Origin of the sequence: Azospirillum himalayense, assembly GCF_042657465.1 — a bacterium.
Lineage (GTDB): Bacteria > Pseudomonadota > Alphaproteobacteria > Azospirillales > Azospirillaceae > Azospirillum > Azospirillum himalayense.
Window position 1 is genome coordinate 11,840 of the sequence record NZ_JBHSLC010000046.1, and the last position, 13,521, is coordinate 25,360.

At 66.7% G+C, this 13,521-nt stretch carries 13 protein-coding genes and 1 tRNA gene; 8 read left to right on the forward strand and 6 right to left on the reverse strand.

What is annotated here, in order from left to right; genetic code table 11:
• The first annotated feature begins 533 nt into the window (after positions 1-533).
• Entirely contained in the window at positions 534-1,760 is a 1,227-nt protein-coding gene (locus ACFPMG_RS21280; RefSeq protein ID WP_376997190.1) for a hypothetical protein, read from the forward strand.
• Between the two features lie 48 nt (positions 1,761-1,808).
• Here the strand turns inward: ACFPMG_RS21280 and ACFPMG_RS21285 are convergent, their stop codons facing one another.
• Positions 1,809-3,155, reverse strand: coding sequence for an RsmB/NOP family class I SAM-dependent RNA methyltransferase (locus ACFPMG_RS21285; RefSeq protein ID WP_376997191.1), 1,347 nt, complete (start codon positions 3,153-3,155; stop codon positions 1,809-1,811).
• A 276-nt stretch (positions 3,156-3,431) separates the two neighbouring features.
• Here ACFPMG_RS21285 and mltA point away from each other — a divergent pair, with 276 nt between their 5' ends.
• Positions 3,432-4,598, forward strand: coding sequence for a murein transglycosylase A (gene mltA / locus ACFPMG_RS21290; protein WP_376997192.1), 1,167 nt, complete (start codon positions 3,432-3,434; stop codon positions 4,596-4,598).
• 13 nt (positions 4,599-4,611) lie between these two features.
• Positions 4,612-5,130 (forward strand): GNAT family N-acetyltransferase, encoded by a 519-nt coding sequence (locus ACFPMG_RS21295; protein WP_376997193.1) that lies wholly within the window; start codon positions 4,612-4,614, stop codon positions 5,128-5,130.
• A 21-nt stretch (positions 5,131-5,151) separates the two neighbouring features.
• Here the strand turns inward: ACFPMG_RS21295 and ACFPMG_RS21300 are convergent, their stop codons facing one another.
• Positions 5,152-5,400: a DUF1272 domain-containing protein gene (locus tag ACFPMG_RS21300; protein ID WP_376997194.1), complete on the reverse strand. Its 249-nt coding sequence runs from the start codon at positions 5,398-5,400 to the stop codon at positions 5,152-5,154.
• 149 nt (positions 5,401-5,549) lie between these two features.
• Here ACFPMG_RS21300 and ACFPMG_RS21305 point away from each other — a divergent pair, with 149 nt between their 5' ends.
• Positions 5,550-6,311 carry a TrmH family RNA methyltransferase gene (locus ACFPMG_RS21305; RefSeq protein ID WP_376997195.1) on the forward strand — a complete coding sequence of 254 codons (762 nt, stop codon included), beginning with the start codon at positions 5,550-5,552 and terminating at the stop codon, positions 6,309-6,311.
• Positions 6,312-6,380: 69 nt separating this feature from the next.
• Here ACFPMG_RS21305 and guaB read toward each other — a convergent pair whose 3' ends face one another.
• The 3 genes from guaB to ACFPMG_RS21320 all read right to left on the reverse strand — a co-directional run bounded on the left by guaB (position 6,381) and on the right by ACFPMG_RS21320 (position 9,777).
• Positions 6,381-7,859 carry an IMP dehydrogenase gene (guaB, locus tag ACFPMG_RS21310; protein WP_137105387.1) on the reverse strand — a complete coding sequence of 493 codons (1,479 nt, stop codon included), beginning with the start codon at positions 7,857-7,859 and terminating at the stop codon, positions 6,381-6,383.
• Between the two features lie 164 nt (positions 7,860-8,023).
• On the reverse strand, positions 8,024-8,734 hold the full coding sequence (locus ACFPMG_RS21315) for an RlmE family RNA methyltransferase (protein ID WP_094306430.1): 711 nt from the start codon (positions 8,732-8,734) through the stop codon (positions 8,024-8,026).
• A 14-nt stretch (positions 8,735-8,748) separates the two neighbouring features.
• Positions 8,749-9,777 carry a Ppx/GppA phosphatase family protein gene (locus ACFPMG_RS21320; protein ID WP_376997196.1) on the reverse strand — a complete coding sequence of 343 codons (1,029 nt, stop codon included), beginning with the start codon at positions 9,775-9,777 and terminating at the stop codon, positions 8,749-8,751.
• Positions 9,778-9,976: 199 nt separating this feature from the next.
• Between ACFPMG_RS21320 and ACFPMG_RS21325 the strand changes: the two genes are divergently transcribed.
• The 4 genes from ACFPMG_RS21325 to ACFPMG_RS21340 all read left to right on the forward strand — a co-directional run bounded on the left by ACFPMG_RS21325 (position 9,977) and on the right by ACFPMG_RS21340 (position 12,760).
• A tRNA-Gln gene (locus ACFPMG_RS21325) sits at positions 9,977-10,050 on the forward strand.
• A gap of 93 nt (positions 10,051-10,143) precedes the next feature.
• Positions 10,144-11,673 carry a DUF6538 domain-containing protein gene (locus ACFPMG_RS21330; protein ID WP_376997197.1) on the forward strand — a complete coding sequence of 510 codons (1,530 nt, stop codon included), beginning with the start codon at positions 10,144-10,146 and terminating at the stop codon, positions 11,671-11,673.
• A gap of 676 nt (positions 11,674-12,349) precedes the next feature.
• Entirely contained in the window at positions 12,350-12,619 is a 270-nt protein-coding gene (locus ACFPMG_RS21335; RefSeq protein WP_247887856.1) for a HigA family addiction module antitoxin, read from the forward strand.
• Entirely contained in the window at positions 12,620-12,760 is a 141-nt protein-coding gene (locus tag ACFPMG_RS21340; protein ID WP_376997198.1) for a hypothetical protein, read from the forward strand.
• Positions 12,761-12,873: 113 nt separating this feature from the next.
• On the opposite strand, the gene ACFPMG_RS21345 is transcribed toward ACFPMG_RS21340, so the two are convergent.
• The gene (locus ACFPMG_RS21345; RefSeq protein ID WP_376997199.1) at positions 12,874-13,512 is read right to left on the reverse strand and encodes a hypothetical protein; all 639 of its coding nucleotides are present in this window, start codon (positions 13,510-13,512) and stop codon (positions 12,874-12,876) included.
• Between the last annotated feature and the right edge of the window lie 9 nt (positions 13,513-13,521).

Consider the following 13,521-nt stretch of genomic DNA (forward strand, 5'->3'; position numbering starts at 1 on the left):
GCACCCTAACCGCAAACCTTGCGCTCTGACCCGCATGAATTCAGCAGAGCCCCCCGCGCGTCGCCGCATGAGGACGACCCCCACTCCACGTCTGTACGGGCCGCAGCCCGCCCCCTTGCTGATCCCCTCACTTCCGCTTCCCAACAAACGATCTCCATCTGTTCATTCTCACACAACACCACCGTCGGCCTGCAGATAAAATTCCATCAACTCGTTAACACTCTTATTGTCATCTCATTTCAACACCGTTCAAGAAGAGGCCATTCAATAGTAAATCTGTGCGCACTACATACTCTGGTATACTTAGGTTTCTAACTATATTTAATTGAGCATTAATCGACATTGGCGACCATACAGGGCGCGAAAATTATTGTGAGCAAAGAGCGAGAGGCGGACCAATGGCCAGTGGCGCGATCAACACTTCCCTTCCCTTGTCCGCTACGGGATACTGGAAACCCATACAGTCCGGCACCGGCTCTCCCGAACATCCGGTTTCAAACGCGGGAAGCAGCAAGAGCGCGGATGCCGTGTCCGTGAGCAAGCTCGGGCAGGCGTTGAGCGGAGTCGCCGCCGATGTGTTCAAGCAACTCGACTCCAAGGCCCGTGGGATGCTGGAAGGACTCGTCAACTCCGGCAAGATCAGCGCCGACGACGCGGTGACTGGATTGAAATCGCTGGCGACCAAGGCGACCTTCAACCGCTACGTCTCCGAACGCCCCCGCGACGAGGAGGACAAGCAACGGCTCGCCGACTCGGAAGACTCTTGGCAGAAACTGCAGGCTTATGGCAGCCGGATGTCCGGTGCGCTGTCCGAGGTCGGGCGCAAGACCCAGGAGATTCAGGAAGCCCAGCAGCGCGGTGACATCTCGATGGACGAGATGAACGAACGCCTGAAGCCTGTCCAGGACGCGTTCAAGGGCGAGATCGCGGCGACCCGTAGCGCCTATGGAAAGCCGACCGATCAGACGGCCATTCTCAGCGACGCCAGCGGATTCACCAAAAACATGCAGGGCTTCAAATCCGCGCTGGCATCCATGGGTGCGGACACCGGCTTCGCGGATCTGTACGCGCCGGATGGCGAGGCCGCCGAGCAGAAGCTTCAGGAACTCGGCTTCGACCGGAACGTTTTCGGCAACGCGTTCCAGAAATTCGCGGAAACCGTCGACATTCCCGGCATTGGGCCCAAATCCGCTGCCCCCTCGCCGCTGCCCGGCCCGGAACATCAGGTCGTCACGGACAAGCCCTCGGACTCCGGCCTCACGCTCAAACTGGCCGATGCCCTGAAAGGCAACGCCCTCACCATGTTCAACGAAGCGCTGGGCGACGAGGACCGCCGGAAACTGGACGACGCCGTGCGCGCCGGCACCCTGACCGGTGAAGACGTGGCGAAGGGCTTGACGACGCGCCTGAAACGCATCGGCTTCGCACAGTCCGGCGTCGATGTCGCCACCGTCGATCTCGATTCGGAGGCCGCCAATCGCGCGCTTGGCGGAGCGCTGCTCCTTCAGCGCGGCCAGCGCCAGGCCGACACGCCGGCGCAGCCGGACAATTCCCCGATCCGCGTCGACAAGCCGTCGGCATCACCATCCCCGGCAACCGGAAGGGATGCTCAGGCCAGCGCCTATTTCCTTACCATCGAGGATGGCGGCGACGATGCGGCGAAGAAGATCGCCGATCTCGGCATCAGCCTTAATCCGTTCGCCGCCTTCGGCGACACCGTCCGCCGCCTGATCGGCAGGGGGATCTTCGATTACCGGTAGTCCCACGTGCGCCACGCCGCGTCATGGCTGGCGCCTCGTGGTGTCCTGTCACTCGGGCTGTTCCCCGTCTGCCGCTTCCACCGGCTCCTCTTCCGCCTTGCGCACCATCACGGCAGCGAAGAAGCCGTCGGTGTCGTGGCGGGCCGGGGTCAGGCGCAGATACGGTCCTTCGGCCGGCGGCGTGCCCGCCCCCTCCTCCGCCCAGACATCGGCGACCGGCAGCACGGTGAAGTCGGGGTGGGTCTCCAGGAAGGCGGCCACCTGCTTCTCGTTCTCCTCCGGCAGCAGGGAGCAGGTGGCGTAGACCAGCCGCCCGCCGGGCTTCACCAGCCGCGCCGCGCTGTCCAGGATGTTCGCCTGGAGCGGCACCAGTTCCGCCAGACCGGGGCCGAGCTGGCGCCAGCGGCTGTCGGGGTTGCGGCGCCAAGTGCCGGTGCCGCTGCACGGCGCGTCGACCAGAACGCGGTCGAACTTGCGCTTGTGCCGCTTCACCCAGGGGTCGCGCTCGCTGGACAGCGGGTGCGCTTCGATGTTGTGCAGGCCGGCGCGGCGGAACCGCTCGGCGGCGCGCTTCAGGCGCCCGGCCAGCACGTCGCAGGCGACGACGCGGCCCTTGTTCTTCATCAGAGCGGCGATGGCCAGCGTCTTGCCGCCGGCCCCGGCGCAGAAATCCACCACCTGCTGCCCCGGCTTCGGCGCCACCGCGATCGCCACGAGCTGCGAGCCCTCGTCCTGGATCTCGACCAGACCGTCCTTGAAGGCGTCCACGGCGCCCAGCGGCGGACGGCCCTGGACGCGCAAGCCCAGCGGCGACCACTGCGTCGGCGTCGCCGTGATCTGGGCGCGGGCCAGCGCCTTGATCGCGCTCTCGCGGTTGGCCTTCACCGGGTTGATGCGCAGGTCGAGCGGCGCTGAGTCCAGCAGCGTCCGCATCTCCACCGCGAATCGGTCGCCCATGGCGGCGCGCATCGGCTCCTCGGCCCAGGGCGGGCATTCCACGGCCACGCTCTCCGGCATCTGCGGATGGTCCAGCGTGTGGGTGTCCAGCTCGTTGGCGAGCTTCGCCTCCTCCGGCGCCAGCGGGTCCGGGGCGAACTTGGAGGAGCCGAACAGCGCCTTCACCGTCCCCGCGGCCTTGCCCTCGGCCAGGATCTCGTTGGCAAGCGCGCGGGCGCGCGGGGTCGGCGGATGGCCCTGACGCTCCAGCCACCAGCACAGCCGGGCGTGCCGCCGCAGGATCGCGTAGGCCGTCTGCGCCACCGCGGTGCGGTCTTTCGACCCGATGTAGCGGCGGGCGCGGAAATAGGCGCTCATCACCGCGTCGGCGGGGCGCGGGGTTTCGTCGATCTCGGTCAGCAGGTCGATGACCGCCTGAAGGCGGGCGGCGGGGGTCATGGGATTGTCCTCGGATAAATTCCCTGCTCGATAACCCGAGCGGGGGGCGGTTGTCATCCCCCGCGCACGCGCGGCAGCCTTTCGAGTCGCCGCCCCAGGCGCGCGCCCTGTGACAAGACGGCCCGATCGAAACCATCCGCGCGAAGAGCGGTTGACCGCAATCCCATGATTGAGGCAAAAAAGGGGTAGTTGTTCTTGCCCTGGCTCTCTTGCGGGCGGCAAGACCAGCACTCCCTCTTCTTCGGCATCTTCTTGAAATCTGGTGCGGGGTCCGCGATGACGGCTGCGGTCGGCAGTGTCATGGCGCGTGCGATGGCGCGCGTCTCCACCCTTCTTGCGTTCGGCCTGCTGGCGGGCTGTGCGGGCGACGCGGCGATCGGGGCCGGACCGGGCGGCGGCGTCACCGCGGCATCCTGGCGGCCGGGGATGGAGAAGGTCTCGGCCGATTTCCGCGGCCTGCCGGGCTGGATCGACGACGACCACGCGCAGGCCCTGCCCGCCCTTCAGCGCACCTGCCGCTGGGTGGCGTCGCAGCCGGCCGGCAAGCCGCTCGGCCCCAACCCCGCCGCCGGCACCACGTCGGACTGGCGCCCGATCTGCGAGGCGCTGCGCGGGCTGCCGGACGCTCAGCCGGAAACCGCCCGCCGCTTCTTCGAGGATCACTTCACACCCGTTGCTCTGTCCGAGGGGCAGGAGGGCCTGTTCACCGGCTATTACGAGGTCGAGCTGCGCGGCAGCTGGACCCGGACCGAGCGCTACAACGTCCCCCTCTACAAGGCACCGAAGCGGACCAAGCGCGGCCTGCCCAGCCGCGCCCGCATCACCGACGGCGCGCTGAAGGGCAAGGGGCTGGAGATCCTGTGGGTGGACGACCCCATCGACGCCTTCTTCCTGGAAATCCAGGGATCGGGCCGGGTGCGGATGACCGACGGGTCGGTGGTGGCTCTGGGCTACGGCGGGCAGAACGGCCACCGCTACGTCCCTATCGGACGGCACCTGATCGACATCGGCTACGCGACGCCGGAGCAGGTGACCATGCCGCTGATCCGCCGCTGGCTGACCGAGCATCCCGGCGAGGCCAAGCGGGTGATGAACCTGAACCCGTCCTACGTCTTCTTCCAGCTCCGCCCCGATGTAGGCGCGCGCGGCGCGCGCAACATGGAGCTGACGGCGGGCCGCAGCCTCGCCGTGGACCCCGGCTACGTCCCGCTGGGTGTGCCGCTGTGGCTGGACGTCCGCGAAGCGCCGGTGCCGCAGGGCGAGATCAAGCGCCTCGTCGTCGCCCAGGACACCGGCGGTGCCATCAAGGGTGCGGTGCGCGGCGACCTGTTCTGGGGCCATGGGGCGGAGGCCGCGGAGGGCGCCGGCGTGATGAAGGCCAAGGGCCGCTACACGATGCTGGCGCCGCGCACCACCTCCTTCACGCTGGCGCAACGCCGCTGAGGTCTGGTCGTCGATGCTGGTTCGCCTGTCCGCCCTGCCCGATCGCGGGGCCGCCCTCGCCGCGTTGGAGGACATCTTCTTCCTGTCCACGCTGCGCAAGGAGTTCGCCTCGGCGGAGGAGCGCGCGTCCTTCTTCCGCACCTGGACGGGCTGGTACGTGGAGCGGGCGCCGGACGACGTGTGGTTCGCCGTGGCCGATGACGGCGCCGTCATCGGCTATCTGACCGGCTGCAAGGACAGCGCCGGGGCGGTGGACCTCGCCCGCATCATCCCGAAATACGAGGTCTTCGCCGACCGCTTCGCCGCCTTTCCCGCCCATCTCCACGTCAACGTCCGGCCCGGCTTTCGCGATCATGGGATCGGGCGGGCGCTGGTGGACCGTTTCGCAGAGGACTGCCGCGCCGATGGTCTGCCCGGCCTGCATCTGGTGACCGGGGTCTTCGCACGGAACGTCAGCTTCTACCAGCGCGCCGGCTTCACCGTGGCCACCCAGCGGGGGGCACTGCTGTTCCTTGGCCGGCGCCTGGATTGAGCGCGTTTCACAAGGCGCCCTTCAAAAGGCGGAGGCGCAGCCACCCGCCTTGAGCACCCGCTGCGTGGACGCCGGGTTGTTGACCAGCTTCGCCGCCGGGCGGACGGGCCGCCGCACCAGTTCGCCCCCGCAGTTCGGACAGTGCCCCTTCAGTACCCCATCCCGGCAGTCGCCGCAGAAGGTGCATTCGAAGGAGCAGATGTAGGCATCGTTGGAGTCCGGGGGCAGATCCCGGTCGCAGCATTCGCAGTTGGGCCGCAGCGCAAGCATGATGGGGATCACCTTTTCGTGGTTCCGCGATGATAGCAGCGGAAAGGCGGTAGGAGAATGGGGGCGGAGGATCGGCCTTCCCAACGCGGCGCCCCGCGCCGTAAGGTCCGCGATCACGACGACCGCCCGCCTTTGAAAGCCTGCCCCGCATGACTCGCCCGCCGCGCCTGATCGAAAGCCCGCAGAATCCGCAGTTCAAGCTGTGGGAGTCGTTGCTGGAAAGCCGTGGCTTGAAGAAACAGGGCAAGTTCCTGCTGGCCGGGCTGAAGACGGTGCCGGAGGCGCTGGCCCGCTGGCCGGACCGCTTTTCCACCCTGCTCGTCACTGATCCGGTGCAGGCCGAGGGCTGGCGCCTTCCCGCTGGGTTGGAGATCGTCCAACTCGCCCCCGCCCTGTTCCGCACGCTGGACGCCTCCGGCACCGACTTCCCGCTGCTCGTCGGCACGGTACCGGAAACGCCGTTCATCGACCTGTCGCAACCGCCGCAAGGGCTGGAGCTGATCTGCGCGCTCGGCGATCCCAACAACCTCGGCGCCCTGCTGCGCAGCGCCGCCGCCTTCGGCGCCCGGCGGGTGATCCTGCTCGATGGAGCGGCGCACCCCTACCACCCCAAATGCCTGCGCGCCGCGTCGAACGCCCAGTTCGAGCTGACCTTGCTGCGCGGCGGCCGGTGGGGGGACGTGAACCGGGCCACCGGACCGCTGGTCGCCCTGGACGCCGGAGGCGCCGACATGGCCGCCTTCCGCTGGCCGCGCGACGTCCGTCTGGTTCTGGGCGAGGAAGGCCAGGGCGTGCCCGCCGCCCTGCCCGTCCAACGCCTGTCGATCCCGACCACGGGCGCCGTGGAATCCCTCAACGCCACCGTCGCGGCCAGCGTGGCCCTGTTCAGCCACTTCACCGCCAACCGCTGAAATACAGGCATGAAAAAGGCGAGGGAAGCGCCCCTCGCCTTCTCGAACCTCACTCCAACAAACGCCCGATCAGCCCTGGCGGTAGTTCGGCGACTCGTTGGTGATGGTGATGTCGTGGACGTGGCTTTCGCGCAGGCCCGCGTTGGTGATGCGGACGAATTCGCACTTCGTCTGCATCTCGGCGATGGACTGGCTGCCGGTGTAGCCCATGGCCGCGCGCAGGCCGCCGACGAGTTGGTGGATCACCGCCGACACCGGGCCCTTGTAGGGCACGCGGCCTTCGACGCCTTCCGGCACCAGCTTCATGGTCGACACTTCCTGCTGGAAGTAGCGGTCGGCCGAGCCGCGGGCCATGGCGCCCACCGAGCCCATGCCGCGATAGCTCTTGTAGGAGCGGCCCTGGTAGAGGATGACCTCGCCGGGGCTCTCGTCGGTGCCGGCGAACAGGCTGCCCAGCATCGCCACGCTGGCGCCCGCCGCGATGGCCTTGGCGAGATCGCCCGAGAACTTGATGCCGCCGTCGGCGATCACCGGGATGCCCATCTTCTCGCAGGCCTCGACCACATCCATGATCGCGGTGAGCTGCGGCACGCCGACGCCCGCGACGATGCGGGTGGTGCAGATGGAGCCGGGGCCGATGCCGACCTTCACAGCGTCCGCGCCGGCATCGACCAGCGCCTTCGCCGCCTCGGCGGTCGCCACGTTGCCGGCGATCACCTGGGTGTAGTTGGACATGTTGCGCGCGGCGCGCACCTGATCCAGCACCTTCAGCGAATGGCCGTGCGCGGTGTCGACCACCAGAACGTCGACACCGGCGTCGAACAGCGCCTCGGCACGGCGCAGCCCGTCCGAACCGGTGCCGGTGGCGGCGGCGACGCGCAGGCGGCCATGGGCGTCCTTGCAGGCGTTCGGGTAGGCCTGGGCCTTCTCGATGTCCTTGACCGTGACGAGGCCGATGCAGCGATGGGCCTCGTCCACCACCAGCAGCTTCTCGATGCGGTGCTGGTGCAGCAGGCGCTTGGCCTCGTCCTGGCTGACGCCCTCGCGCACCGACACCACGTCCTTGGTCATCAGTTCGCTGACCGGCTGGTTCGGGTTGGTGGCGAAGCGGACGTCGCGGTTGGTCAGGATGCCGACCAGCTTGCCGCTGCCGCGGGAGTCGTGGCTTTCCACCACCGGGATGCCGGAGATGCGGTAGTCGGCCATGAGCTGGAGCGCGTCGGCCAGCGTCTGGCCCGGCGTGATGGTGATCGGGTTGACCACCATGCCGGACTCGTACCGCTTGACCTTGCGGACCTCTTCGGCCTGCTGCTCAATGGTCAGGTTGCGGTGGACCACGCCGATGCCGCCGGCCTGGGCCATGGCGATGGCGAGGCTGCTTTCGGTCACCGTGTCCATCGCGGAGGACATCAGGGGGATGCCCAGTTCGATGGTCTTGGTCAGGCGCGTCCGGGTGTCCACCTCGTTCGGCAGGACCGAACTTTCGGCCGGAACCAAGAGGACGTCGTCGAAGGTCAGAGCTTCGCGGATCGTGGACGAGCGGGCCATCGGCGGTCTCCCGGGAGGTAAAAAGGGGCCGGAAAAAAATTTGGCGCACTATACACAAGACCGTGGGCTTGTGAAGGCGCCTGAACCACAAACTGTCGTGTGCCGGGCCTCATCCGCGCAAGCCAGCCATGACCTGCGCGAACGGACCGCAGCCGGAGGTGGACCTAGTCGTTCATGTTGGCCCCACGGAAACCGGTGGCGACCACATAGGTTTCGGAGGATTCCGCGCGGCTGGCCGGCGGCTTGGCGTGGCGCACCGTGGCGAAGTCGCGCTTCAGCCGCTCCAGCAGCGACTTCTCCGCCCCGCCCTGGAACAGCTTGGCGACGAACGCCCCGCCGGGGGCCAGCACCTCCTCCGCGAAGTCGTAGGCGGCCTCGGCCAGCGCCATGATGCGCAGATGGTCGGTGGACTGGTGCCCGATGGTCGGAGCGGCCATGTCGCTCAGCACCACGTCGGCGGGGCCGCCCAGCGCCTCCTTCAGCCGCTCGGCCGCGCCCTCCTCCAGGAAGTCGGCCTGCATGGTGGTGGCACCGGGTACCGGGTCCATGGGAAGGATGTCCAGCCCGACGACCTTCCAGCCCTCGCGCCCGGTCTGCACCTTGTCCACCGCCACCTGTGTCCAACCGCCGGGAGCGGCGCCGAGGTCGACCACGCGCTTGCCCGGCCCCAGCAGATGGAACTTCTCGTCCAGCTGCAACAGCTTGAAGGCGGCGCGGGAGCGGAAGCCGCGCTTCGTCGCCTCGTGCACGTAGGGATCGTTCAGATGCCGTTCCAGCCAGCGGGCCGAGGAGGTGGTGCGCTTGGCCGCGGACTTCACGCGGACGGTGGCGCGGCGCCCACCCGGCGTCGAGGAGGACGGAGGCTTTCCAACCATGGTCTCACATTTCCTTAATAGATTTGCCGTGCCGACCCGATCAGCTCCACGAGGATGCCCTCGCGCAAGCCGCGGTCGGCGATGCGCAGGCGTTCCACCGGCCAACAGTCGCACAGCGCGTCCAGCACCGCGCATCCGGCGATCACCAGATCCGCGCGGTCCTGTCCGATGCAGGGATGCCGCGCCCGCCCGTCGAAGTCCAGCGCGACGAGACGTTCGATGACCGCGCGGGCATGGTCGATGCGCAGAAAGCTGCCATCCACCGCCCGCCGGTCGTAGCGGCAGAGGCCGAGATGCACCCCGGCCAGCGTCGTCACCGTGCCGGAGGTGCCGAGCATCTGCACCTGCCCGGCCAGCACCCGCTCCCGGATGCCGTTGCGCGCCTCGAAGGTGGCGATGGCCGACGCCACCTCCTCCACCATGCGCCGGTACATGCCGCGGTCGGCGTCGGCGCCGCCGAACTGCTCGGTCAGGCCGATGACGCCGCACTGGATGGAGGTCTGGTCGAGGATGCGCGGGGGCCGCCCCCGCTCCACCGCCAGCCACATCAGCTCGGTCGAGCCGCCGCCGATGTCGAACACCACGGCGTAGGGCACGTTGGGGTCGAGCAGCGATGCGCAGCCGGCGAGCGCGAGGCGCCCTTCCTCCTGGCTGGAGATGATCTCGATGGCAATGCCGGTTTCCCGCTCCACCGCATCGATGAACTCGCTGCAGTTCCGGGCGCGGCGGCAGGCCTCGGTCGCCACCGCGCGCGCGGCGGTGACTCCGCGCCGCTCGATCTTCAACCCGCAAATTTTCAGGGCGGCGAGGGTGCGCTCCATCGCCGAATCGGACAGTCGGTCATTGCGGGTCAGCCCCTCGCCCAGCCGGACGATGCGCGAAAAGGCGTCAATGACGCGAAAGCCGCCGGGAATTGGACGGGCGATCAGAAGTCGACAATTGTTGGTGCCGAGGTCGAGAGCTGCGAAAACCGGGCGCGCAGGGGCCGACGAACGCAACCGTCCGGTGTCGTTCTGCCGCTCGCTGTGCACCTGAAGGTCCACGTCTCCTCCCCGCCATGCTTAAGGGAGTCATCTTAACCCGGTTTCACGTCCCAGTGAAAGCCCACGATTGGCCTTGAATTGTGTCCGCACGCCCACACCAAGGCATCGGAGCCGAAAAAAGGGCTATACAAGCCCTGCCCTCTTTGCTAAAAGGGCGGCCCACGACGGGACGCGGCGCAGCGCCGCCCCGGCGACGGTCTGGGGGATCGTCTAGCGGTAGGACAGCGGACTCTGACTCCGCCAGCCTAGGTTCGAATCCTAGTCCCCCAACCAACCTGTTGAAATCGCTTTCATCTTTGCTGGTGACCTGGGTGGCGTGGTGCAATCGCACTACAGGCCGCCCCACACTCATTGGAGTGCGCGGTCATGCAGCATGTGTGTCGGCGGGCAGGCACATTTCACTTCCGGCGCCGCGTCCCTGGGCGCCTGCAACATCGGCTCGGCGGCTTGGCCGAGGTCTACCGGTCGCTCGAGACCTCTAGCCCGCGGGTCGCGGCCTTTCGGTCCCGTCTCCTTTATCTCGAAAGCGAACGCCTCTTCGCTGCCCTGGATGGGGATCCGGCGCTCTCGGTTGAGGATGCGCGCCACCTGATGCGGGACATCATCGGCCCCGCAGCCTGGGTGCAGGCCGACCTGATCATCCGCCGCCCGGTCGGCGCGGCCGTCTCTCCATTGCTTTCGGTGACACCGGCACCCTGCCCTGCCACCTACCCCGCACAGACGACAGCAGCGTCAGCGGTTCCCGCCCTCGCGTCACCGACCGTGGCTGCGCCAGTTCCGGCACCGGTGTCAGGTGCCCCTTTGTTCAGCACGCTCACAGAGGCCCACATCGCGAACATGCTGGAGACCGGCGCTTGGAGCTCCCAGCAGACCGCACTCCAGGCCCGGGGTACCTTCCGCCTCTGGATCGAGTACCACGGGGACCAGCAGGTCGACCGCTACACGCGCCGCCATGCCTCGGAATTCATGAAGGCGCTGGGCAAGCTCCCTCAGTTGCACGGACGCTCGCCGCACCTGAAGGGGACGATGCGCGAGAACATCGAAGTCGCTGCCCAGCTATCCCCCCGCAGCATCAAGCGGCCGAAGCTGCTGTCGATGAAAACGATCAAGCGCCACATGAGCGCGCTGCACGGCTACTGGGACTGGCTGCGTCAGCATGGGCACTACGAGTTCGACACCAACCCCTTCTCCGGCTTCGATTACCCGATCGCGAACGGCAAGCCCGCGTCCGAGCAGCGCGCGATGTGGTCCGACCGCGACTTGAACCGCCTGTTCACCTCCCGGCTCTGGGTTGGCCCCGGCGCCGATCGGCGCAGCGCCGCTTTCTGGTTGCCGATCATCGGCCTGCTGACCGGGATGCGGCTCGAGGAGATCGCCCAGCTTCACACCTCCGACATCAAGAAGCGGGATGGCATCGACTTCTTCCTGGTCCACGCCGACGGAGATCTGCGTGTCAAGAACGCCAACTCAGTACGGGAGGTGCCAGTCTCTGGGATGCTGGTGGCGCTCGGCTTCCTGGACCTCGTCGAGGAACGCCGTCGGGCGCGCTGCAAGCGGCTGTGGCCGGATCTGCGACCGAAGGGCCAGGACAGGCGCCTGGGGGCCTACTACTCGGAGCGCTTCACCGTGTACCGACGGGAGATCGGTGTCTACCGGCCCGGCGTCGATTTCCACAGCTTCCGCGGGACCTTCGAGACGCTGATCCTGAACGCCGGTGCGAACCCGGTGTTCGTCAAGGCGATCATGGGCCACAGCACCTCCGACCTGATTGGGGAAGGCAGCCGTTACCTGAAGCACATCACGCTGAAGAACAAGCTGGAGGCGATGAATATGCTGAAGCTTGGCGTCGACTTGGGACATTTGCTGCCCAACACTGAGCCCGGAAGCCACACATAATTTTGTGGAAGCGATGTGTTCCAACGGAGGCGGCGTCGTGGATGGCGATCCAGAGCTGGCGCAGATGGTGTCATCGGTTTGCTTGCGGTAGGCGGTACTGGCTTCGGCTGCTGCGCGCGTACGCTGCCTGGACCGTCACTCCACGGAGAGCGGTCAGCGCGCGACGGGATCGGCTGCGTCGGGACATCGACCAGCTGGCTGCCGCGAGGCTGCCAGTTCACGCAAGGGGATGACGCCGAGAGCGCGCTCCAAGAAGGCTACGACGACGGGAAGTAGAAGAGGTACCGGATCCAGGGACTGCGCTCAGAACAGAATTCAGCTTTTGCCGCAAACTTAATGGTGGGCGCTCGATTACCAGTTACACCCAGAGCAGAGGCTCCGCTTCCTGCAAGGGATGCGTGGCGCGCCTACTCTCTCTTTCATGCGCCTTGTTTTTCTCAGAAAATCCTTTATTTTTACGTTAAGTGGTTGGCCGGAAGTACAGGTCTGGTTTAGCTCCCTGAGGAGCCGCCAGAGCGTCGTACAAGCTGAGCCGGAAGCCAAGGGACAGTGGGCTGTGGAAAGGTTTGTGGCATGCGCGCCTGCTTCATCCCGGCCAACAATCCACTGCCGTTGGCAGAAGATGGCAGCGTAGACCTGCTTCAGGTCACCAAAATCGAGATCGCGGGGGACCACCATGATGAAGAACAACAAGAAGCTGGCGTTTCAGCCGGACTACGCGGTGCCGCCAGGGAGGATTTTGGAGAAGGTGCTGGACGCCCGCAGTATGACCAAAGCTGAGTTCGCGGAGCGGTGTGGTCATTCGGCGAATATAATCTCGGAGATCATCGCCGGAAAGGCACCAATCTGCGTTGACACTGCCATCGAATTTGAGCGTGTGCTTGGACGCCCGGCTGTCTATTGGCTCAACCTCCAGAACCTGTACGAGCTACGGCTCAAGGAATAGATGGAATGCGACAAGGCGCGGGCGGCCGGTCAGATGGACTGGCAGCAGGACAACGGCAAGGTCGAGCATTGGACCAGCACAGCGTACGCGGCGACCACAGCATGGTGTGCCAAGTCCACCGGGCTGGCGTCGGCGCGGTAATGACAGGTGAGCATCGGATGGCCTTAGCAAACGCTTTCGCGCAGCCCGCGAACGGCGTAGCCGCGCGGGTGCAACTCCAGCAGTCGCAAGCATCACGCATCACATAACTCGTTTTAAAGGGCGCTTTTTTCGCGATTAGCCTTGGCCTTGTCATAGCCCTTGGCCAGCTCGGTGTTGTTGTAGATCAGCACCCAATACCCGGTGTCGCTGTCCTTCGCGCGCACGCTGAGTTCGATGCTCAAGCCGGACACGCTGTAGGTCGTGAAGTGCCAGCTCTTGCCGCCGTTGAGGCCCGCCAGAAAGTAGCGCGCCTCGTCATAGATGCTGCCACCGGTACGGTGGGTCGCCTTCCCCTTGCCGTACTTCTCCGTCAGGATGTCGTTTAATTCCCCGTAGCGCGCCTTGACCTTGAAGCCGTACGGGTCGTTCGGGAAGTCCTCGCTGGCCGCGATTACCTTCCACAGCCGGTTGTCGAAGCCGAAGTCGACGACGACCGTCTCCACCCCGGCGACCAGCTTTCCCAGGCCGGTCGCGGAGAACCGCTGGCTGCCCTCGTTGGTCGGCACCTCGGCCAGCTTGATGCCCTTGGCTTCCAGCTCCTCCTTGGACAGCCCCCACTCCAGCCCGAACGGGGCGGCCGCTACGGCTGGAGTCGCGGGGGACGAGGGAGCCGCCTTGGGCAGGTCGGCGGCCAAGGCGGGCGAAACGGCGCCGAGCGCCAGGCCCATCACGACAGCGGCAAAACGGTTCATGCTTCCCTC

Excerpts from the sequence above, each read along its gene's own strand:
- ACFPMG_RS21285 (WP_376997191.1), bottom strand. The coding sequence starts at position 3,155 with ATGACCCCCGCCGCCCGCCTTCAGGCGGTCATCGACCTGCTGACCGAG.
- mltA (WP_376997192.1), top strand. The coding sequence starts at position 3,432 with ATGACGGCTGCGGTCGGCAGTGTCATGGCGCGTGCGATGGCGCGCGTC.
- ACFPMG_RS21295 (WP_376997193.1), top strand. The coding sequence starts at position 4,612 with ATGCTGGTTCGCCTGTCCGCCCTGCCCGATCGCGGGGCCGCCCTCGCC.
- ACFPMG_RS21300 (WP_376997194.1), bottom strand. The coding sequence starts at position 5,400 with ATGCTTGCGCTGCGGCCCAACTGCGAATGCTGCGACCGGGATCTGCCC.
- ACFPMG_RS21305 (WP_376997195.1), top strand. The coding sequence starts at position 5,550 with ATGACTCGCCCGCCGCGCCTGATCGAAAGCCCGCAGAATCCGCAGTTC.
- guaB (WP_137105387.1), bottom strand. The coding sequence starts at position 7,859 with ATGGCCCGCTCGTCCACGATCCGCGAAGCTCTGACCTTCGACGACGTC.
- ACFPMG_RS21315 (WP_094306430.1), bottom strand. The coding sequence starts at position 8,734 with ATGGTTGGAAAGCCTCCGTCCTCCTCGACGCCGGGTGGGCGCCGCGCC.
- ACFPMG_RS21330 (WP_376997197.1), top strand. The coding sequence starts at position 10,144 with ATGCAGCATGTGTGTCGGCGGGCAGGCACATTTCACTTCCGGCGCCGC.
- ACFPMG_RS21335 (WP_247887856.1), top strand. The coding sequence starts at position 12,350 with ATGATGAAGAACAACAAGAAGCTGGCGTTTCAGCCGGACTACGCGGTG.
- ACFPMG_RS21340 (WP_376997198.1), top strand. The coding sequence starts at position 12,620 with ATGGAATGCGACAAGGCGCGGGCGGCCGGTCAGATGGACTGGCAGCAG.
- ACFPMG_RS21345 (WP_376997199.1), bottom strand. The coding sequence starts at position 13,512 with ATGAACCGTTTTGCCGCTGTCGTGATGGGCCTGGCGCTCGGCGCCGTT.